The following is a 17496-nucleotide window of genomic DNA, read 5'->3' as shown; positions in this document are numbered from 1 at the left end:
GGCTCCGCCCCCGGACCCCCGAGGTATTTTCATCAAGATGAAGGGCAGGGACGGCGTCCGGCCCCGGACGTGGGATTACGTGTCGAAGAGGATGACGTTGCGCCGCGCGCCGCCGGTTTTCGTGTCGGCGATGGCTTCGTTGATCTGGTCGAGGGACCAGCGGCCGGAGACCAGTTCGTCGAGTTTCAGGCGGCCCTGGTCGTAGAGGTCGGCCATCCATGGGATGTCGCGCGAGATCACCACGTCGCCCATCTTGGACCCGATCATGTGTTGGGACATGAAGGCGGGTACAACCGGTTCGTATTGCGCCATGGCACCCGAGGCGGGCATGCCGACCATGACCATGCGACCGCCCCAGCCGAGGTAGCGCATGGCCTGTTCGTAGGCGGGGATCGCGCCCACGGTGACGGCGACGAGGTCTGCGCCCTTGCCCAGGGCTTTCATGGCGTCTTTCCACGGGGCCCTGGACGTGCCGAGTACGCCGTGGGTGGCACCGAAGTCCTTTGCGATGGAGAGTTTTTCCTCGGACATGTCGACGGCGACGATGCGGCGGGCGCCGGCGATCCGCGCGCCCTGGATGGCGTTCAGGCCGACGCCGCCGGTGCCGATGACCACCACGTCCTCACCCGCCTTCAGGCGGCCCGCGTTGACCACCGCGCCGATGCCGGTGATGACGCCGCAGGCCAGCAGGCAGACGCTTTCGGGGGGCATGGAGTCGGGCAGGGCGACGACCTGGCTTTGGTGGGCGACCACGTGATCCGCGAAGGCGCCGCAGTTCATCGCCTGCACCACGCGGGTGCCGTCGGGGCGGGTGATCGGCGAGGGGCGGCCGCCCTGGTTTTCGCAGATGGTGGGTTTGCCGGTGGTGCAGTTCTGGCAGGTGCCGCAGGCGCGGATCAGGGTGACGACGACGCGCTGGCCTTGCTTCAGGTTTGACACGCCCTCGCCCAGCTTGGTGATGCGGCCCGAGGCCTCGTGGCCGTACACGGCAGGCAGGTCGCCGCCCCAGATGCCTTCGGCGTAGGAGATGTCGGAGTGGCAGATGGCGACCGCCTCGAGCTTGACCTCGATTTCGCCGGGGCCGGGAGGTGCGAGGTCGAGGTCCTCGATGGTGAGCGGCGCGTTGAATTCGGTGCAGACGGCGGCGCGGATGCGGGTCATGCGTGGGGTCCCTGTCGTTTGTCGTGTTTTGCCGACAGGGTTGCGCGGAGTGGACGTCGGGGCAAGCCGGAAAGCGACGCCGCGTGTCGGTGTGACGTGACGGCGCGGCTTTGTCGTCAGGCCATGGAGGGGCGCGGGTCGCGGGTCAGCAGCAGCGCCGTGGCGGCGACGATCAGCGCTAGTGAGACGAGGAAGGGGGCGCCGGGGAAGGCGTCGCGGCCCGGCGCGGTGAAGGCGGCGAACACCGAGGTCATGATGAGCGGCGACACCACGGAGGCCAGCGCGGCGGTGGAGGTCAGCACGCCTTGAAGCGCGCCTTGGCGGTCGGGGGTGAGGGAGCGGCTCATCATGCCCTGCACCGCCGGGCCGAGGGTGCCGCCCATGGCCGCGATGGGGGTGAGGGCAAGGACCAGCGTGCCGTCCTCGATGAAGGGGATCAGGGCAAAGGCCACGCCCGCGCAGACGAGGCCGAAGAGCGCGGTGCCTGCTTCGCCGAACCAGCGCAGCAGCAGGCGGATGATGCCTGCCTGTACGGCGGCGTAGGAGATGCCGAAGATGCCGAGCGAGATGCCGATGATCGACGCGCCCCAGCCAAAGCGCGCGTGGCCGAAGAAGGCCCAGACCGCCGGGTAGACCGCAAAGGCGACGTGGTAGAGAAAGAGGATGGTCAGACCGCGCTTGATGCCGGGCATCCTGGACAGGGCGCGGAAGGCACCGAAGGGGTTGGCCTCGGACCAATGGAAGCGGCGGCGGTTCTCTGGCGGGTTGGTTTCCGGGAAGGCCCAGAAGCCGAGGATGGTGTTGGCGGCGGCGAGCGCGGCGGCGAGCCAGAAGGGCGCGCGGGTGCCGAATTCGCCGAGCAGTCCGCCGATGGTGGGGCCAAGGACAAAGCCCAGACCGAAGGCCGCGCCGATGAGGCCGAAGCTTTGCGTGCGTTTCTCGGGCGGCGAGAGGTCGGCCATGGCGGCGAAGGCGGTGGAATGGGTGGCGGCGGCGAAGCCTCCGATCGTTCGGGCGATCAGCAGGACGGGCAGGCTGTTGGTATAGGCCATGACCACGTAGTCGATGACCATGAGGCCCAGCGTGGACAGCAGCACCGGGCGGCGGCCGATGGCGTCGGACAGCGTGCCGAGGAAGGGCGCAAAGAGGAACTGCATCGCCGCGTAGACCGTCGCCAGCACGCCGCCCCACATGGCCGCCCCGGACAGGCCGCGATGCGAGACCTCGCCGATCAGGTCGGGCATCACCGGCAGGATGAGGCCGATTCCCAGCGCGTCGATGGCCACGGTGACCAGCAGGAAGACGACGGGGAGGCGGAAATTCGGAAGTTTCATCAGGTGGTTGCGGGTTTCGTGGCAGCGCGGGCCTCGGTCGCGAAGGCGCGGGCCTCGGCGGGGGCGGTGCCCAGCGTGGCGGTCGGGTCGAAGAAGGCCGCGGGCAGGTCCGGGTAGGCCTCGCGGGCCAGTTTCGACAAGGGTTCGTTAACTTCCTGCGCGCGCTTGCAGAGATCCTTAACGATAGCTTGCGCCTTCGGACGGGGCATCTGGCGGGCGAGTTCGAAGCTGAGCGCCTCGGCCAGCAGCAGCCCGCCGGTGCCGTCGAGGGTGGCCTGCATGGCGGCGGTGTTGGGGGCGAGTGTCTGCGCGACCTCTTGCATATGCGTTGATGCGGCGGACGCTGCGAGGATCAGTTGTGGCAGGGTCAGCCATTCGGTGAACCACGCCGCGCCGTCGCGTTGCTGGCGGTGCAGGGCCGCGCCTTCGAGCGTGGCGTGCAAACCTTGAGTGTGGCGGGCCAGCGCGATCATGGCCGAGGGCGCCACGGGGTTCTGTTTCTGCGGCATGGTCGACGATCCGCCGGAGCCGCCGAGGGTGACTTCGGCGATGCCGGACTGGGTGGCGAGGACGAGGTCTTCGCCCATTTTGCCCGCCGCCAGAGCGCAGCGGGTGAACCATGCGGCGATGTTCAGCACCGGCGCGCGGTCGGCGTGCCAGCTGTGGCCGGGGTCTTCGAGGTTCAGTTTTGCCGCCAGCGCCGCGCGCAGGGCGATGGGATCGGGGCCGAGGGCGGAGGCGGTGCCTGCCGCGCCCGACAGAGAGACCTTGAGGTTCTTGCGCACCGCATCGACCCCGGCAAGCAGCGAGATCAGCGGGCGGCCCCATTGCGCGACGACCGCGCCAAAGGCGGTGGGCGTGGCGTGCTGGCCGTAGGTGCGGGCAGCCATGGGGGTTTCGGCGTGGTCCTCCGCCAGTTGCGCCAGAGCGGTCAGCGTAGCGGAGAGGCGGTCGGCCTGAAGCTTCAGCGCCTGCCGCAGGCGCAGCATGAGGGCGGTGTCCTGGATGTCCTGCGAGGTCGCGCCCCAGTGCAGGTAGGCGGCGTGTTCCGGGGCCATCATCGCCTCGCGGAAGCTGGCGACAAGAGCCGGGGTCGAGACGCCGTTCTGCGCCGTGGCCTTTGCCAGCCCGACCGGGTCGATCTGGCATTCCAGCGAGGCGCGCTGGATGGCCTTGGCGGACTCCATCGGGATCACGCCCTGTTCGCCCTGCACCTGCGCCAGCGCGCCCTCGACCAGCATCATGGCGCGGACCTCGGCGCTGTCGGTGAAGAGGCGGGCGGTGTCTCCGGTGGGGAAGAGGCCAGAGAGATGGGCGCTGTCGAAGGGCGTGGCGGGCATGTCAGTCGTCCTTTGCGATCCGGTCGAGCAGCGCGGCGAGATCGGCGGGCATGGAGAAGAAGGGAGAATGCGAGGAGTCCAGTGCGTGGACGTCCTTGGGGTCGAAGCGCGCGGCCATTTTCCGCTGGAAATCCGGGGGGATGGCGCGGTCGTCATTGCAGATGATGTAGCTGCGGGGGAGGCCTTGGGAGCGTTCGGTCAGGGCGATGGCCGTGTTGGAGGCGGCGATGGATTCGGGGCAGAGGTTCGCCACGGCGAACAGCACCGCCTCGGCCGGGCAGTCGTGGTAGAAGTTCGAGGTGCCGCCGGAGGTGTCGAAGGTGAAGCTCTTGCGGTTGGGCGCGATGCGCATCAGCGGCACGAGCGGTTGCTCGTCGGCCTGCATCCGCATCTGCGCGAGGGACAGCCCCTCCCACGGGGTATAGGCACAGAGGTGGACGAGGCGGCGGATGTTCCCGGGTGCGATTTCAGCGGCCTGCGTGATCGAATAGCCGCCCATGGAATGGCCGACGAGGATGGTCGGCTGCGTAAGGTGCTGCGCGATCTTCACGCCGTAGTCGTGGAGGGTGACCTCCTCGATATTCGCCGGGTCGTCGCCGTGGCCGGGCAGGTCGATGGCCTCGGCGGTGTGGCCGAGCGCCTCCAGCGCGGGAATGGTGTCGCGCCAGCACCATGCGCCGTGGGATGCGCCGTGGATCAGCAGGAAATGCGCCATCAGACGCCCTGCGCCTTGAGGAAGTCGGTCAGCACGCGGGCGTATTCCTCGGGCTGTTCGACGCAAGGCAGGTGGCCCGCGTTGCGGATCAGGTGGGTTTGCGCGCCGGGGATCAGGGCGGCGGTCTCGAACACCAGATCGGGCGGGGTCGAGCCGTCCTCGGACCCGGCGATGGCGAGCGTCGGCAGCCGCAAGCCGCTGGTGGAGCTCATGAAATCCGTGCCCGAGATGGCGGCGGCGCAGCCGGTCCAGCCCTCGGCGGGGGTGGAGAGGAACATGTTGCGCCACGCCGGGAAGGCATCGGTCTGGTGGAAGGGCTTGGAGAACCAGCGGTCCATGGTCGGCCCGGTGATCGAGGCGAGGCCGTTTCGGTTCACCGCCGCGATGCGCTCGGCCCACATGTCGCGGGTGCCGATCTTGGCCGCGGTGTTCGACAGGACCATGGCGCGGACCAGGTCGAGGCGCTTGGCCGCGAGACCTTGCGCGATCATGCCGCCGATGGAGAGGCCGACGAAGATGGCGTCGCGGAAGCCCGCGTGTTCGATCAGCTTTTCCGTGTCGGTGATGAGCTGGCCCATGGAATAGGGGCCTTCGGGGCGGTCGGACAAGCCGTGGCCGCGCTTGTCGAAGCGCAGGATGCGGAGGTTCGCGGGCAGCAGTGGCAGGATCGCGTCCCAGAGCCGGAAATCGGTGCCGAGCGAGTTGGCAAAGACGATCTGAGCGCCGTCCTCCGGCCCGGTGAGGGCGTAGTGAAGGCGGGTGCCGTTGACCTGTACCGTCTGCATGGGGCGTCTCCTGACCGGGCGTTTACAGTCGGGTAAACGAATTGGAGCGCCGGTTGCAAGGCGCAACGCACGGTGGGGTAACGGAGCGTGGGCTGGGCAGGGGTTGGGGGTGTTGCGCGGCGAGACACAAGTCGGCTGGGGCGGTTTGCGCGCGTTTACCGGATCTTAGCAGGCGAACCGGCCGGTTTGACGGGGGTTTCCGGCCGGTTGGCAAGGTTCGTTAACGTTACGCGGAAAATGCTGGGACTGTGGCGTTAACGTTTGGCGGGACGCGCGCCGGATAGGGAAGCCGGAGATGAAAGCCGAACGTGAAAACGGCGCACCACCGGGGGCGCGCCGTTTCATGTCCGGTCTTCCGGTGAGGTCAGGCGATCGCGACCAGTTCGATGTCGAAGGTCAGGTCCTTGCCGGCCAGCGGGTGGTTGGCGTCGAGGGTGACGGTGTCCTCGGTGACCTTGGCCACGTTGACGGGGATAACCTGCCCGGTCTGGGTCTGGACCTGAAGCTGGGTGCCGACCTCGAGCGGGATCTCGGCGGGGATGTCGCCGCGCGGCACGGTCTGCATGGCCTCGGGATCCGGGTGGCCGTAGGCCTCGTCGGCGGGAATGTTCACGACCTTGGTGTCGCCGATGGTCATGCCGGGGAGCGCCTTGTCGAGGCCCGGGATGATCTGGCCGGATCCCACGGTGAATTCCAGCGGGTCGCGCCCGCGCGAACTGTCGAAGGTGGAGCCGTCGGCGAGCGTGCCGGTGTAATGAAGCTGTACGGTGTCGCCGGATTTGACCTGCGTCATGGGGTATCCTGTCATGTCTGGGGAAGAGTTTGCGAGGCCGGGTCGCGCCCGGGTGCTCATGCGATTGCCCATGAACGTAAGGGCAAGGGGCGCGGATTGCAAACATGGTGGTCTTTCGGGGCGGGATGGGCCTAGGGTTGCGCCAAGACAGGGGAGGATGACAGATGCACAGGGCATTGAGGCCGGGTGGTGTGGCGGTGGTCACGGGGGGCGCCTCGGGGATCGGGCGCGAGATCGTGACCCGGCTGATGCGGATCGGCATGAAGGTGGCGGTGGTGGACCTGCCGGGGCCTGCGCTGGAGGGCCTGCTGGCGGAGGGCGCGACCGTGGTGCCCTGCGATGTGGGCGAGGCCGGGGCCATGGCCAAGGTGAAGAGCCGGGTTGAGATGCAGTTGGGCGAGGTTTCGGCCCTGTTCCTGAACGCGGGGATGCAGCCGGGGTCGTCGATCTTTGACGCCGAGGGCAACTGGGACCGCATCCTGGACGTGAACCTTATGGGGATTGTGCGCGGGGCGCAGGCCTTTGCCCCCGCGATGGCGGCGACGGGGCGGCCCGGTCTGATCGTCTGCACCGGGTCGAAGCAGGGGATCACGACGCCGCCGGGCGATCCGGCGTATAACGTGTCGAAGGCGGGGGTGAAGGCCTTCACCGAGGCCTTGCAGCATGAATTGCGCGGGATGAAGGGCTGTGCGGTGGAGGCGCGGCTGTTCATTCCCGGCTGGGTGCATACGCCGCTGACAGCGCGCGGGCGGGTCGAGAAGCCCGAAGGCGCCTGGACGCCGGAGCAGGTGGTGGATTACCTCTTTGACGCGCTGGAGCGGGACGATTTCTACATCCTTTGCCCGGATGGCGACGTGGACCGGCGCACCGATGAAAAGCGGATCGCATGGGCCGCCGGCGACATCATCGAGAACCGCCCGCCGTTGTCGCGCTGGCAGGGTGAATGGGACGGGGCCTTCAAGGCCTGGATGGAGGCGGAATGAGCCGGGTCGTTGTCTTCGACGCTTATGGCACCTTGTTCGACGTGGCGGCGGCGGCGCGGGTGGTGGCCGAGGAGCCGGGGCGCGAGGCCCTGGCCGCCGTCTGGCCTGCCTTGGCGGCGGACTGGCGGGCAAAGCAGCTGGAATACAGCTGGCTGCGCGCCATCACCGGGGATTACGTACCCTTCTGGCAGGTGACCAAGGACGGGCTGGACTGGGCGATGGAACGCGCCGGGCTGGACGACCTGGAACTGCGCGAGCGGCTGCTGGCGCTGTACTGGGAGCTGCCCGCCTACCGCGAGGTGCCTTTCGTGCTAGCGCGGTTGCAGGCGGCGGGGGCGCGGTCGTGCATCCTGTCGAACGGCAACCGCGACATGCTGGAGGGGGCGGTGGATTCCTCGGGTCTGGGGGCGTTCCTCGAAGAGGTGATCTCGGTCGAGGCGGCGGGCGTGTTCAAGCCCGCGCGCGCGGTTTATGACCTCGTGGGCGCGCGGATGGGCTGTGACGTGGGCGACGTGCTGTTTGTGTCGTCGAACGGCTGGGACATCGCGGGGGCCTCGGCCTACGGGTTCGAAACGGCTTGGGTGAACCGCAGCGGCCTGCCGGTGGACCGGCTGATGGCCGCGCCGCGCCACATAGTCGAAGATTTGAACAAGATACCGGAGCTGACCTGATGGCGACCTTCAAGACCTCGGACGGGGTGGAACTGTATTACACGGACGAGGGGCAGGGCGTGCCGGTGCTGTGCCTTGCGGGGCTGACGCGGGACGGGCGGGACTTCGACTTTGTCGCGCCGCACCTGTTGGAGATGGGCGTGCGGCTGATCCGGCTGGATTATCGCGGGCGGGGCCGGTCGGAATGGGCCGCTTGGGAAACCTACACCATCCCGGTCGAAGGGCGCGACGCGGTGGAGCTGCTGGACCATCTGGGTCTGGAGAAGGCGGCGGTGCTGGGCACCTCGCGCGGGGGGCTGATCGCCATGGGGCTGGCCTTCGGGGCCAAGGACCGGCTGCTGGGCGTGGCGCTGAACGACATCGGGCCTGAGATCGCCGAGGCCGGGCTGGACGTCATCAAGGGCTACCTTGGGAAACTGCCCGCGCTGAAGACGCTCGACGAGGTGGCGGCGCGGCGCAAGGCGGTGATGACGGGGTTCGACCTGCCGGACGAGCGCTGGCGCGCCGAGGCAGAGCGGCTGTTCCGACAAACCCCGGACGGGCTGGCGCTGACCTATGATCCGAAACTGCGCGACGCGGTGCTGGGTTCGGGGGCGCAGCCTGTGCCCGACCTCTGGCCGTTCTTCGATGCGCTGGAGGGGCTGCCTCTGGCGATGATCCGGGGGGCGAACTCTGATCTGCTGACGGCCGCGTGTTTCGCTGAAATGAAGCGCCGCCGCCCCGATGCGGTGGCGGTCGAGGTGCCGGGGCGAGGGCATATTCCTTTCCTGGATGAGGACGAGAGCCTGAAGGCCCTGCGCGACTGGCTGGCGTCGCTGGGGGGCGCTGCCCCCGCCGCCTGACGGCGACTCCCCCGAGGGTATTTGGAAAACCAAAGAAGCAGGGGCGGGCGCCTTTGGCTTCTTCTTGGTCCAAATACCTCCGGGGGTGAGGCCGCAGGCCGAGGGGGCAGAGCCCCCATTCTTCAGTCAAGGTTGAAGACGCGGCTCGGGTGAAGTTCCCCCGCCTTGTAGATGCCGACGGCAATTGGTTTGCCGTCGAGAGAGGCCCAGGCCTCGTCGCCGTATTCGACGTCCGAGGCAAAGACCATACCGGGGTTGCCGTTCTTCAGGCGCACCGCGCCCTCGGTCGAGGCGCGCAGTTCCGGGAGGTCGGCGAGGCCCAGTTCCAGCGGTTTGAGGTATGCGTCGAGGTCCGGCATGCGGGCGAGGGCGTCGATCTGTTCGACTGTCACGGCGTCCTCCAGCGAGAAGGGGCCGGACCAGAGGCGGCGCAGCGTCAGCACATGCGCGTGGCAGCCCAGTTTCTCGCCCAGGTCGCGGGCGATGGAGCGGACGTAGCCACCCTTGCCGCAGGTCATTTCCAGCACGGCGGTGTCGGCGTCGGGTCGGTCCGTCAACAGCAGTTCCTCGACGAAGAGCGGGCGGGCGGCGAGGTCCATTTCCTCGCCGTCGCGGGCGCGCTTGTAGGCGCGTTCGCCGTCCACCTTCACCGCCGAGAATTGTGGCGGCACCTGCATGATGTCGCCGACGAAACCGTGCAGCGCTTCCTTGATCTCGTCGTCCGAGGGGCGCAGGTCGGAGGTGGCGATCACCTCGCCTTCGGTGTCGTCGGTGTTGGTGGCCTGCCCGAGGCGGATCACGAAGCTGTAGGCCTTCAGCGCGTCGGTGATGTAGGGCACGGTCTTGGTCGCTTCGCCAAGCGCCACGGCGAGGAGGCCTGTCGCCTCGGGGTCGAGGGTGCCGGCGTGGCCGGCCTTTTTCGCGTCCAGCGCCCAGCGGACCTTGCCGACCACGGCGGTGGAGCTCATGCCCGCGGGTTTGTCGACGATGAGCCAGCCGGAAATGTCGCGGCCCTTGCGCTTGCGTGCCATGTGATCCTCTCGGGTGATGAGGCGCGCGGGGTAGCAAGGGGGTGGGGGCCTGTCAATCGGGCCAGTGGATCGGGCCGGTGAATCGGGCCGGTCCTGCGAGGGGCGGCTTAAAGGGCATCTTAACGGCTCTGCGGCATGAGTCCCTCGCGTGCCCGATGCCCGTCATCGTTGCCGTCGCTGTGAAAGGATCCCGCGTCGCATGTCGGACGAGATGAACAACATTGCCGCGCTTTACGCGCTGACGGATCGCAACGCCGCATTGCTGCGCGAGGCCGCAAGGATCGTGTTGCCCGCGCTGGATCAGGTGCTGGATGACTTCTACACGCGGGCAAAGGCGCATCCCGAGGCGAGTGCGTTCTTTTCCGACCAGGGGAAGATGGATCACGCCAAGTCCGCGCAAAAGAACCACTGGGAACGGCTGTTCGCGGCGAAGTTCGATGCGGACTATATCGAGTCGGTGAACCGGATCGGCGACACCCATGCGCGCATCGACCTGCCTGTGAATTTGTATGTCGGATTTTATGCAGATGTGACCTCGGACATGATGAACCTCGTGACGCGGCAGACAAGCGGGTGGCGGCTGCGCCAGCGCGTCCTGTCGGGGCGCATGACGCGGGCGATGAACCGGGCGTTCCTGATGGACATGGCGCAGGTGCTGGAGCGGATCAATTTCGTGCGCACGCGCGAGCAGATGTGCGCCTTCGAGCATTTCGGTCATGCCATCGACCGGTTGGCGCTGGGCGATCTCACGGTGCAGATTCCGCCCCCCGGGGAGAGCGATTTCCCCAAGCAGTTCGATCCGCTCCGGCAGCGGCTGAACGGCGCGATTGCCCAGTTGGGGGAGATCGTGGCGGCGGTGGCGGCGCGGGTGTCGGACATGGTGACCTCGGCCCGCGAAGTGGGGTCCAACACCGAGGATCTGGCGCGGCGGACGGAGCATCAGGCGTCCTCGATCGTGCAGACGGCGGCGGCGATGAAGGAACTGGCGCACAGCGTGGCCTCCTCGGCGGAGGCGACGCAGAACACCAACAAGGTGGCGATCCGGGCGCGCGGCGACATGGAGACCGGCGTCGCCATCGTGACGGAGACCTCAGAGGCGATGGAGCGCATCCGGCAGGCCTCGGACAAGATCCAGCAGATCATCGGGCTGATCGACGATGTGTCTTTCCAGACCAACCTGTTGTCCCTGAACGCCGGGGTGGAGGCCGCGCGGGCGGGCGAGGCCGGGCGCGGGTTCTCGGTCGTGGCGGCGGAGGTGCGGCAACTGGCGGCCAGCACCTCCGAGGCGGCGAGCGAGATCAAGGCCCTGATTTCCGCCAGTCAGGACGAGGTGGAGGCCGGGGTGTCGCTGACCAGCCGCGCCGGGCAGACCTTTGACGGGATCGTGCGCAGCTTTGGTGATGTGGAGGGGTTGACGGTCAAGGTCGCCAGTGCCTCGACCGAGCAGGCGACGGCGGTGGAGGAAGTCAACGCGGCGGTGACGGAGATCGACGAGATCACGCAGCGCAATGCGGTCATGGCCGAGGAAACCACCGTGGCGACGCGCGTGATGCTGGGCTGCGCCGACGAGGCGCACGCGCTGCTGTCGGTGCTGAAGGTGCCGGGAAGCGAGGAGGCCATGACGACAGAGGCGGCGGAGCGCGCGGCCTGAGGGGCGCAAGTGGTGCTGTCCGGTCCTGCGGCGCGATCTTTTTCGGGGGCGGTTTTTGAGTTCCGCCCCGAGGAACGGGCGGTTTCGGAGCGGCCTTGGCCGACGCCACGACAACCCGCGCCAGCGGTACGGTGCATCCCACGCGGGATGACCGTCGTCTCAGCGCATCAGCGTCTGGCCAAAGCCGCCGAAGTACAGCCGCGTGCGGTTCTCGTTGGTCCAGAAACCGGGCCAGTGCGGGCCCATGGCGTCATGGCGCCAGACCAGCTTCGGGCAGTCGGCGGGGACCGTGTCGAAATCCGGTTCGTCGCGCACGTTCAGGCGCGAGGACAGGCCGAAGAACCCGTTGGTGAGGACGGCGTGGATCAGCGCGTCCTCGGGGGTCATGGGCAGGGTGCGCCAGCCCGGCGGGACGGTTTCATCCGGAACCGTCAGCCAGTCGCCGGAGACGAACAGCCGATCCGGCACGGCGGGGCGGAAACCGAGGCTGTAAAGGCCCTGGTTGTCCACGATGAAGGAGTGATAGCCGCTATTGTCGGCGCGCAGGTCTTCGGGACGGAGGATGCGGTCCTGCGTGGTCAGCAGCGGGGACTGGATCGGGGTGAAGGCCCCGGCGCCGAGCGCGTCGGACACCGCCACGACCGAGGTCAGCCCGGCGGGCAGGTCGGGCGTGTCGCTGCGGGGCGGGACGGCGATATCGGCGCGCCCCACCCAGATGAGCACAAGCGTCAGGGCATCCTCGATGGTCGTGACGCGCATTGGTTTCCCCTATGTGGCGCGATCAGTCGCGCTTGCCTGCGAAACGTTGCTGCCAATCGGCGCGCTCGTCATCAGTGATCTTGCGGAAGGTTACATCGGGCACGGTAAAGGCGTGTCCGGCGGGCAACAGGGTCAACGCGGCGGCGACGTCGGTCGGCCAGCTGTCGTCTTCCGATTGCATGCAGCGCAGCAGGTCGGCGCAGGCATCGGGGATGAAGGGGGCCGAAATCACCGCGTAGAGCCGGATCATGTTCAGCGCGAGGCGAATCTGCATCGCGGCCTGTTCCGGGTCGGTCTTGAAGGTCGACCACGGCGCGACCTCTTGCAGATATTCGTTGCCCAGCACCCATGCGGCGCGCAGGGACGCGGCGGCCTTGCGGATCTCGATGGCCTCCATGTGGGCCTCGTATTCGCGGATCTTGGCGGTGAGGTCGGCGATCAATTGCAGTTCGCGCGGGCCTTGGGTGCCACCGGCGGGCACGGCTTCGGAGAATTTCGAGCGGCAGAACTTGGTGACGCGGCTGGCGAAGTTGCCCAGCACGTCGGCGAGGTCCTTGTTCACGCCTTGCTGGAAGCTCTCCCAGGTGAATTCCGAATCCGACGATTCCGGCACGTTCGACAGCAGCCACCAGCGCCAGTAGTCCGCCGGGAGGATCTCCAGCGCCTGATCCATGAAGACACCGCGCCCGCGCGAGGTGGAGAACTGACCGCCGTCATAATTCAGGTAATTGAAGGACTTGATGTAGTCGACCAGCTTCCACGGCTCGCCCGACCCGAGGATCGTCACCGGGAAGGACAGCGTGTGGAAGGGCACGTTGTCCTTGCCCATGAACTGGGTGTAGCGCACGTCGTCCGCGCCCTTGTCGGTGCGCCACCAGCGTTCCCAATCGGTTCCCTTGCCCGCGTCGACCCATTCCTGACCGCAGGCGATGTATTCGATCGGCGCGTCGAACCAGACGTAGAAGACCTTGCCCTCCATCCCCGGCCAGGGCTGGTCGCCCTTCTGCACCGGCACGCCCCAATCGAGGTCGCGGGTGATGCCGCGATCCTGAAGGCCGTCGCCGTCGTTGAGCCATTTCTTGGCGATGGATGTGGTCAGCACCGGCCAGCCCTCGCGGGTGTCGATCCACTGTTCCAGCTGGTCCTTCATCGCGGACTGGCGCAGATACAGGTGTTTCGTCTCGCGCATCTCGAGGTCGGTCGAGCCGGAGATGGTCGAATGCGGGTTGATCAGGTCGACGGGGTCGAGCTGTTTCGTGCAGTTGTCGCACTGGTCGCCGCGCGCGGAGTCGAAGCCGCAGTTCGGGCAGGTGCCTTCGATGTAGCGGTCGGGCAGGAAGCGGCCGTCGGCCTTGGAATACATCTGCGTTTCAGAGACTTCGCGGATCAGGCCCTGCTCGTCCAGAACCTTGGCGAAATGCTGGGTGAGCCGCTTGTTGGCGTCCGAGGACGAGCGCCCGAAATGGTCGAAGGAGAGGCGGAAGCCCTTGGCGATCTCGGCCTGCACCTCATGCATCTCGGCGCAGTACTCGGCCACCGGCTTGCCTGCCTTGGCGGCGGCCAGTTCGGCGGGCGTGCCGTGTTCGTCCGTGGCGCAGAGATACAGCACCTCGTGACCGCGCGCGCGCAGATAGCGGGCGTAGAGGTCGGCGGGCAGCTGAGAGCCCACGAGGTTGCCCAGGTGCTTGATCCCGTTGATATAGGGAATGGCGGAGGTGATGAGGTGGCGGGCCATGGCGTACGTCCTTTGCAGGTGTTGCAAGGGGAATAACCGAGGCCCGCGACCGTTGCCAGAGGGCAGGTCGGTATTAATCCCGACCTACGCGGCGGATATGGCCCGATCAGTGCGCGGCGTAGCCGCCATCGACGAGGTGGTAGGACCCGGTGATGAAGCTGGCCTTGTCCGACAGCAGGAAGACGACGAGACCTGCGACTTCCTCGGGGGTGCCGAGGCGCTTCAGCGCGTGCTGGCCTTCGAGGAAGGTCAGGGTGTCGGCGTCAAGCGCCTCTTCCACCAGCGGCGTGCGGATGTAACCCGGTCCGACGGCGGTCACGCGGATGTTGTCGGCGGCGTGTTCCAGCGCCGCGCTCTTGGTCATGCCGACAACGCCGTGCTTGGCGGTGACATAGGCGGGCGATCCTTCGGTGCCGACCGATCCAAGAACCGAGGCGATGTTGACGATGGACCCGCCGCCCGCGGCCTTCATGGCGGGGATCGCATAGTGGGTGCCGTAGAACACGCCGTTGAGGTTGACGTCGATCACCTGTTTCCACTGTTCGGGCGTGTAGTCCCCGACCGTGCCCAGTGCCCCGCCGATGCCAGCGTTGTTCACCAGAAGGTGCAGGCCGCCGGTTTCCCTGACGGCAAAATCGACCATCGATTTGACCGAGTCCGCGTCACCGACGTTGACCTCGACCGCCAGCGCCTTGCCGCCTGTGGCGGTGATCTTGTCAGCCTCCGGCCTTCGCCGCGTCCAGTTTCAGGTCGGCAAAGATGACCCTGGCGCCCGAGGCAGCGAGTTCCCCGGCGACGGCGGCCCCGATGCCCGAGGCCGCGCCGGTCACGATGGCGGTTTTTCCGTTGAATGTCAGTTGCATGACGCTCTCCTTTTCGTCTTTGAAAGGGAGGTATTCATTGCGTCTGCAAGGAAAAGGTGCAGGGGCGCACAGTCACTGATCGCGAGGTGCGCGGAAGCCTTTGAGCAACCGCCCCACGCCGAAGGTCGTGCGTGGGGTGTAGGTGTAGCGGGTCCGGATTTCGGCGGCGGGGCGGGCGCGCATGCGGATCAGGCCGAAGACGACCAGCACCGCGTGGCCAGCGGCGATCAGGGTGAACAGCGCCGGGGGGCCGAAGGTCTCGATCAGCACAGAGGCGACCCAGGGGGCGGCGATGGCGCCCACGGCGTACCAGAACATCAGCGCGGCGGAGAGTTCGACGCGCTTGTCGTCTTCGGTGTGGTCATGGGCGTGGGCGGCGGCGATGGAGTAGATCGGGTAGGTCGTTACCCCGAAGACCGCCGCCGAGAGCATGATGCCCAGCGGGCTGAGGCCGGTGACGGTGGCGGTGAAGGTGCAGGAGGCGATGGCGGCGACCGAGAGCCAGATCAGCACGTGGCGGCGGTCGAAGCGGTCGGCGATCCAGCCGACGGGCAGTTGGGCCAGCGCGCCTCCGGCGACGAAGGCGGCGAGGAAGAAGGCGATCTGCGAGGCGGCAAGGCCGACTTCGGCGCCATAGAGCGGGCCGACCATGCGGAAGCTGGCTCCGGACAGGGCGGAGACGAGGACCCCCGCCACGGCGAGCGGCGAGGTGGTCCAGGCGAGGGCGGGGCGCAGGCGGGGCGCGGCGGCCATGCCCGGTTGCGGCAGCCGGGTCAGGGCTAGGGGCAGCAGCGCGGCGGTGCAGACCATGGCGAGCAGCGTGTAGCTGACGTAATGCGCGGGCGGCAGGACAGAGATCACCAGCTGCGCCACCAGCGCCGAGCCGAGGTCGGTCAGGCGGTAGGCGCCCATGGCGCGGCCGCGCGTTTCGTTGGTGACCTTGGCCTGAAGCCAGGCTTCGACCACGGTGTAGGCCCCGGCGATGCACAGGCCCTGAAAGCTGCGCAGGATACACCAGAGCAGGGCGTTTTCCGTCAGGACGTGGCCGAGGATGCCGATGGTGCCCAACGCGGTGAAGGCGGCGTAGGCGCGGGCGTGGCCCACGTCGCCCATCAGGCGGGGCGCCCACCAGCAGCCGACGAAGAAGCCCGCGAAATGCGCCGAGCCGAGCAGGCCGATTTCCTGTGCCGAGAACCCCAGTTGCACGCCTGAGAGCGCGTCGAGCGGGCCGATGCCGCCCGAGGAGAGTTGCAGCAGGACGACCGAGAGGAAGAGGGCGGTGAAGCTCAGGACAAGGCGCATGATCTATGGGTAGCGCGTGGGGGCGCGTGGGGCGAGTGGGGATGCGACGGTGGGCGTCGTTTTTCGGGGTTTGGCCGGTTTGGGGGCTTTGGGGGCGATCTTGCCCTGTTCACCGCGTGTTAAGCATGTGCGGGGAGGATGCGGGGCGGGGGGCAGGAGGCGCTCATGTCGCAATACCGCAGGATGCGCGTGCCCGGAGGCACGGTTTATTTCGAGGTCTGCCTGGCGCAGGCCGGGTCGGATTTGTTGGTCCGAGAGGTGGATGCCCTGCGTTGGGCGGTTGGCGCGACCTTGCGGGAACGGCCCGTCGAGGTGCTGGCCTGGGTGGTCCTGCCCGACCGGATGCATGCGATCTGGCGCTTGCCGGAGGGGGACAGCGATTACGCGCTGCGCTGGGGGGCGATCAAGGGGCGCTTCACCGCTTCGCTGCGCGATGATGGATCGGGGGAGTCGGGGCAGAGCCCCGACCTACGCATCGGGGAGCGGGTGAAACGCGGCGAAGGGGGCATCTGGCAGAAACGGTTCTGGGAGCATCATGTGCGTGGTGCGGCGGATCTGGAGCAGCACCTGGACCTGTGTCGGCAGGCGCCGGTGGTGTCAGGGCTGGTGGGGCGTTGGGACGACTGGCGGTACAGCAGTTTCGTGCGCGGGAGGATGCGGGCGGCAGGATGAGGCGCGGCCTGCGTCTGTGCGCAGAGTGATCGGCGCGGGGCGTTGTTCGCGTTATTTCGTGGAAGGTGTTTGTGGCGGCGGGGTGTGGGGGCTCTGCCCCCGGCCTGCGGCCTCCCCCGAGGGTATTTGGATCAAGATGAAGGTGGGGTCGGTTGCCGGGAGGCGGCCCTGCCGTGCGGGGAGGCCTTGGCGGGGGCGGCTGTCATGTCCTGTGGCGGCGGGATGTCGGGGGAGGTGTGGGTGCCGTCCCAGAGCCAGCGCTTTGGCGGCAACATGCGGGCGCGGAGGCGGTGGAGGTGCCAGCGGGGCTGGACCCGTTTGTGATCTGGTTTGTGGGCTGGTTCGCAGCGCCAGCGGGTTTCGATGCCGGGGGCGCCGCCTGCGCCCGGGATCAGCAGCAGTCCGAGAGGGCGGTGGGGGCCATGGCGCGTTCCCGTTTCGGCAGCGAGGTGCAGGCGGCGGATCGGGGTCATGGCGGGGGGCTGTTCGAGCTCGGCTACGACGATGGGGACGTTGCCGTCCTTCAGCACTTCTTCGACGGACCAGAGGATGTCCATCTGTCGTTGCGGCGTGACGAAGAGGATCTTTCCGGGATTGATGAAGTGCTGCAGCGCGGGGATGGCCAGCCGGTCGCGGCCATGGGCGGGGGCGATCCAGACCACCGGCGCCCCGGCGTGGGCGGCGATCTGCAGGGCAAAGGTGCGCCGCGCGGTGCCGCAGATTTCGTGCACGCGCGAGAGTGCGAGCGAGATTTCCCCGGCCAGGCTGAGGCTGGGGGGCGGTTGCTGCGTGCCGCGGGTGATCAGGGCGTTGGCCATCATGCGGGTAGGGTAGGGTGTTCTTTTTTTGTTCTCAAGGA

At 67.8% G+C, this 17496-nt stretch carries 18 protein-coding genes; 5 read left to right on the top strand and 13 right to left on the bottom strand.

All coding sequences use genetic code 11. The annotated features are described in order from the left end of the window. Positions 1–75: 75 nt before the first annotated feature. The 6 genes from ACP16H_RS21215 to ACP16H_RS21190 all read right to left on the bottom strand — a co-directional run bounded on the left by ACP16H_RS21215 (position 76) and on the right by ACP16H_RS21190 (position 6128). Entirely contained in the window at positions 76–1161 is a 1086-nt protein-coding gene (locus tag ACP16H_RS21215) for a Zn-dependent alcohol dehydrogenase (protein ID WP_425074234.1), read from the bottom strand. 116 nt (positions 1162–1277) lie between these two features. Further along, a complete protein-coding gene (locus ACP16H_RS21210; RefSeq protein WP_425074233.1) occupies positions 1278–2495 on the bottom strand; it encodes a TCR/Tet family MFS transporter in 1218 nt (405 codons plus the stop codon). Then, the gene (locus ACP16H_RS21205; protein WP_425074232.1) at positions 2495–3835 is read right to left on the bottom strand and encodes a lyase family protein; all 1341 of its coding nucleotides are present in this window, start codon (positions 3833–3835) and stop codon (positions 2495–2497) included. The genes ACP16H_RS21210 and ACP16H_RS21205 overlap by 1 nt, the downstream gene beginning before the upstream one ends. A gap of 1 nt (position 3836) precedes the next feature. Beyond that, positions 3837–4550, bottom strand: a complete 714-nt coding sequence (locus ACP16H_RS21200; RefSeq protein ID WP_425074231.1) for an alpha/beta fold hydrolase — start codon at positions 4548–4550, stop codon at positions 3837–3839. After that, positions 4550–5335: a 3-oxoadipate enol-lactonase gene (gene pcaD, locus ACP16H_RS21195; protein ID WP_425074230.1), complete on the bottom strand. Its 786-nt coding sequence runs from the start codon at positions 5333–5335 to the stop codon at positions 4550–4552. Before pcaD ends, ACP16H_RS21200 begins: the two co-directional genes overlap by 1 nt. 364 nt (positions 5336–5699) lie before the next feature. After that, positions 5700–6128, bottom strand: a complete 429-nt coding sequence (locus tag ACP16H_RS21190; protein ID WP_425074229.1) for an FKBP-type peptidyl-prolyl cis-trans isomerase — start codon at positions 6126–6128, stop codon at positions 5700–5702. A 164-nt stretch (positions 6129–6292) separates the two neighbouring features. Between ACP16H_RS21190 and ACP16H_RS21185 the strand changes: the two genes are divergently transcribed. The 3 genes from ACP16H_RS21185 to ACP16H_RS21175 are packed head-to-tail and all read left to right on the top strand — an operon-like array spanning position 6293 to position 8624. Then, positions 6293–7111, top strand: coding sequence for an SDR family NAD(P)-dependent oxidoreductase (locus ACP16H_RS21185; protein WP_425074228.1), 819 nt, complete (start codon positions 6293–6295; stop codon positions 7109–7111). Next, the gene (locus ACP16H_RS21180; RefSeq protein WP_425074227.1) at positions 7108–7782 is read left to right on the top strand and encodes a haloacid dehalogenase type II; all 675 of its coding nucleotides are present in this window, start codon (positions 7108–7110) and stop codon (positions 7780–7782) included. The genes ACP16H_RS21185 and ACP16H_RS21180 overlap by 4 nt, the downstream gene beginning before the upstream one ends. Continuing rightward, positions 7782–8624, top strand: a complete 843-nt coding sequence (locus ACP16H_RS21175; RefSeq protein WP_425074226.1) for an alpha/beta fold hydrolase — start codon at positions 7782–7784, stop codon at positions 8622–8624. The genes ACP16H_RS21180 and ACP16H_RS21175 overlap by 1 nt, the downstream gene beginning before the upstream one ends. A gap of 122 nt (positions 8625–8746) precedes the next feature. Here ACP16H_RS21175 and truB read toward each other — a convergent pair whose 3' ends face one another. Further along, positions 8747–9655 carry a tRNA pseudouridine(55) synthase TruB gene (gene truB / locus ACP16H_RS21170; protein ID WP_425074225.1) on the bottom strand — a complete coding sequence of 303 codons (909 nt, stop codon included), beginning with the start codon at positions 9653–9655 and terminating at the stop codon, positions 8747–8749. Positions 9656–9854: 199 nt separating this feature from the next. Between truB and ACP16H_RS21165 the strand changes: the two genes are divergently transcribed. After that, complete coding sequence (locus tag ACP16H_RS21165) at positions 9855–11306, top strand: methyl-accepting chemotaxis protein (RefSeq protein ID WP_425074224.1); 1452 nt, start codon at positions 9855–9857, stop codon at positions 11304–11306. Between the two features lie 159 nt (positions 11307–11465). On the opposite strand, the gene ACP16H_RS21160 is transcribed toward ACP16H_RS21165, so the two are convergent. The 5 genes from ACP16H_RS21160 to ACP16H_RS21140 all read right to left on the bottom strand — a co-directional run bounded on the left by ACP16H_RS21160 (position 11466) and on the right by ACP16H_RS21140 (position 15965). Further along, positions 11466–12065, bottom strand: a complete 600-nt coding sequence (locus tag ACP16H_RS21160) for a hypothetical protein (RefSeq protein ID WP_425074223.1) — start codon at positions 12063–12065, stop codon at positions 11466–11468. 22 nt (positions 12066–12087) lie between these two features. After that, positions 12088–13800 (bottom strand): methionine--tRNA ligase, encoded by a 1713-nt coding sequence (gene metG, locus ACP16H_RS21155; RefSeq protein ID WP_425074222.1) that lies wholly within the window; start codon positions 13798–13800, stop codon positions 12088–12090. A gap of 106 nt (positions 13801–13906) precedes the next feature. Beyond that, complete coding sequence (locus ACP16H_RS21150; protein ID WP_425074237.1) at positions 13907–14488, bottom strand: SDR family NAD(P)-dependent oxidoreductase; 582 nt, start codon at positions 14486–14488, stop codon at positions 13907–13909. Between the two features lie 28 nt (positions 14489–14516). Next, positions 14517–14663, bottom strand: a complete 147-nt coding sequence (locus tag ACP16H_RS21145) for an SDR family NAD(P)-dependent oxidoreductase (RefSeq protein ID WP_425074221.1) — start codon at positions 14661–14663, stop codon at positions 14517–14519. Between the two features lie 72 nt (positions 14664–14735). Further along, complete coding sequence (locus ACP16H_RS21140) at positions 14736–15965, bottom strand: MFS transporter (RefSeq protein ID WP_425074220.1); 1230 nt, start codon at positions 15963–15965, stop codon at positions 14736–14738. A gap of 165 nt (positions 15966–16130) precedes the next feature. On the opposite strand from ACP16H_RS21140, the gene ACP16H_RS21135 reads away from it, so the two are divergent. Continuing rightward, on the top strand, positions 16131–16637 hold the full coding sequence (locus tag ACP16H_RS21135; protein ID WP_425074219.1) for an REP-associated tyrosine transposase: 507 nt from the start codon (positions 16131–16133) through the stop codon (positions 16635–16637). Between the two features lie 131 nt (positions 16638–16768). Here the strand turns inward: ACP16H_RS21135 and ACP16H_RS21130 are convergent, their stop codons facing one another. Beyond that, positions 16769–17458: an ImuA family protein gene (locus tag ACP16H_RS21130; protein WP_425074218.1), complete on the bottom strand. Its 690-nt coding sequence runs from the start codon at positions 17456–17458 to the stop codon at positions 16769–16771. Positions 17459–17496 lie beyond the last annotated feature (38 nt).

The sequence above is a fragment of the Sagittula sp. S175 genome (assembly GCF_049800975.1).
Lineage (GTDB): Bacteria > Pseudomonadota > Alphaproteobacteria > Rhodobacterales > Rhodobacteraceae > Sagittula.
This window is presented reverse-complemented; position numbering and strand designations above follow the sequence as displayed.

Bases quoted from the DNA above. Each gene is read 5' to 3' on its own strand.
- ACP16H_RS21130 (WP_425074218.1), bottom strand. From the start codon at position 17,458: ATGATGGCCAACGCCCTGATCACCCGCGGCACGCAGCAACCGCCCCCC.
- ACP16H_RS21190 (WP_425074229.1), bottom strand. From the start codon at position 6,128: ATGACGCAGGTCAAATCCGGCGACACCGTACAGCTTCATTACACCGGC.
- ACP16H_RS21140 (WP_425074220.1), bottom strand. From the start codon at position 15,965: ATGCGCCTTGTCCTGAGCTTCACCGCCCTCTTCCTCTCGGTCGTCCTG.
- pcaD (WP_425074230.1), bottom strand. From the start codon at position 5,335: ATGCAGACGGTACAGGTCAACGGCACCCGCCTTCACTACGCCCTCACC.
- ACP16H_RS21145 (WP_425074221.1), bottom strand. From the start codon at position 14,663: ATGCAACTGACATTCAACGGAAAAACCGCCATCGTGACCGGCGCGGCC.
- ACP16H_RS21180 (WP_425074227.1), top strand. From the start codon at position 7,108: ATGAGCCGGGTCGTTGTCTTCGACGCTTATGGCACCTTGTTCGACGTG.
- ACP16H_RS21135 (WP_425074219.1), top strand. From the start codon at position 16,131: ATGTCGCAATACCGCAGGATGCGCGTGCCCGGAGGCACGGTTTATTTC.
- ACP16H_RS21160 (WP_425074223.1), bottom strand. From the start codon at position 12,065: ATGCGCGTCACGACCATCGAGGATGCCCTGACGCTTGTGCTCATCTGG.
- ACP16H_RS21175 (WP_425074226.1), top strand. From the start codon at position 7,782: ATGGCGACCTTCAAGACCTCGGACGGGGTGGAACTGTATTACACGGAC.
- ACP16H_RS21165 (WP_425074224.1), top strand. From the start codon at position 9,855: ATGTCGGACGAGATGAACAACATTGCCGCGCTTTACGCGCTGACGGAT.
- truB (WP_425074225.1), bottom strand. From the start codon at position 9,655: ATGGCACGCAAGCGCAAGGGCCGCGACATTTCCGGCTGGCTCATCGTC.
- ACP16H_RS21185 (WP_425074228.1), top strand. From the start codon at position 6,293: ATGCACAGGGCATTGAGGCCGGGTGGTGTGGCGGTGGTCACGGGGGGC.
- ACP16H_RS21215 (WP_425074234.1), bottom strand. From the start codon at position 1,161: ATGACCCGCATCCGCGCCGCCGTCTGCACCGAATTCAACGCGCCGCTC.
- metG (WP_425074222.1), bottom strand. From the start codon at position 13,800: ATGGCCCGCCACCTCATCACCTCCGCCATTCCCTATATCAACGGGATC.
- ACP16H_RS21200 (WP_425074231.1), bottom strand. From the start codon at position 4,550: ATGGCGCATTTCCTGCTGATCCACGGCGCATCCCACGGCGCATGGTGC.
- ACP16H_RS21205 (WP_425074232.1), bottom strand. From the start codon at position 3,835: ATGCCCGCCACGCCCTTCGACAGCGCCCATCTCTCTGGCCTCTTCCCC.
- ACP16H_RS21210 (WP_425074233.1), bottom strand. From the start codon at position 2,495: ATGAAACTTCCGAATTTCCGCCTCCCCGTCGTCTTCCTGCTGGTCACC.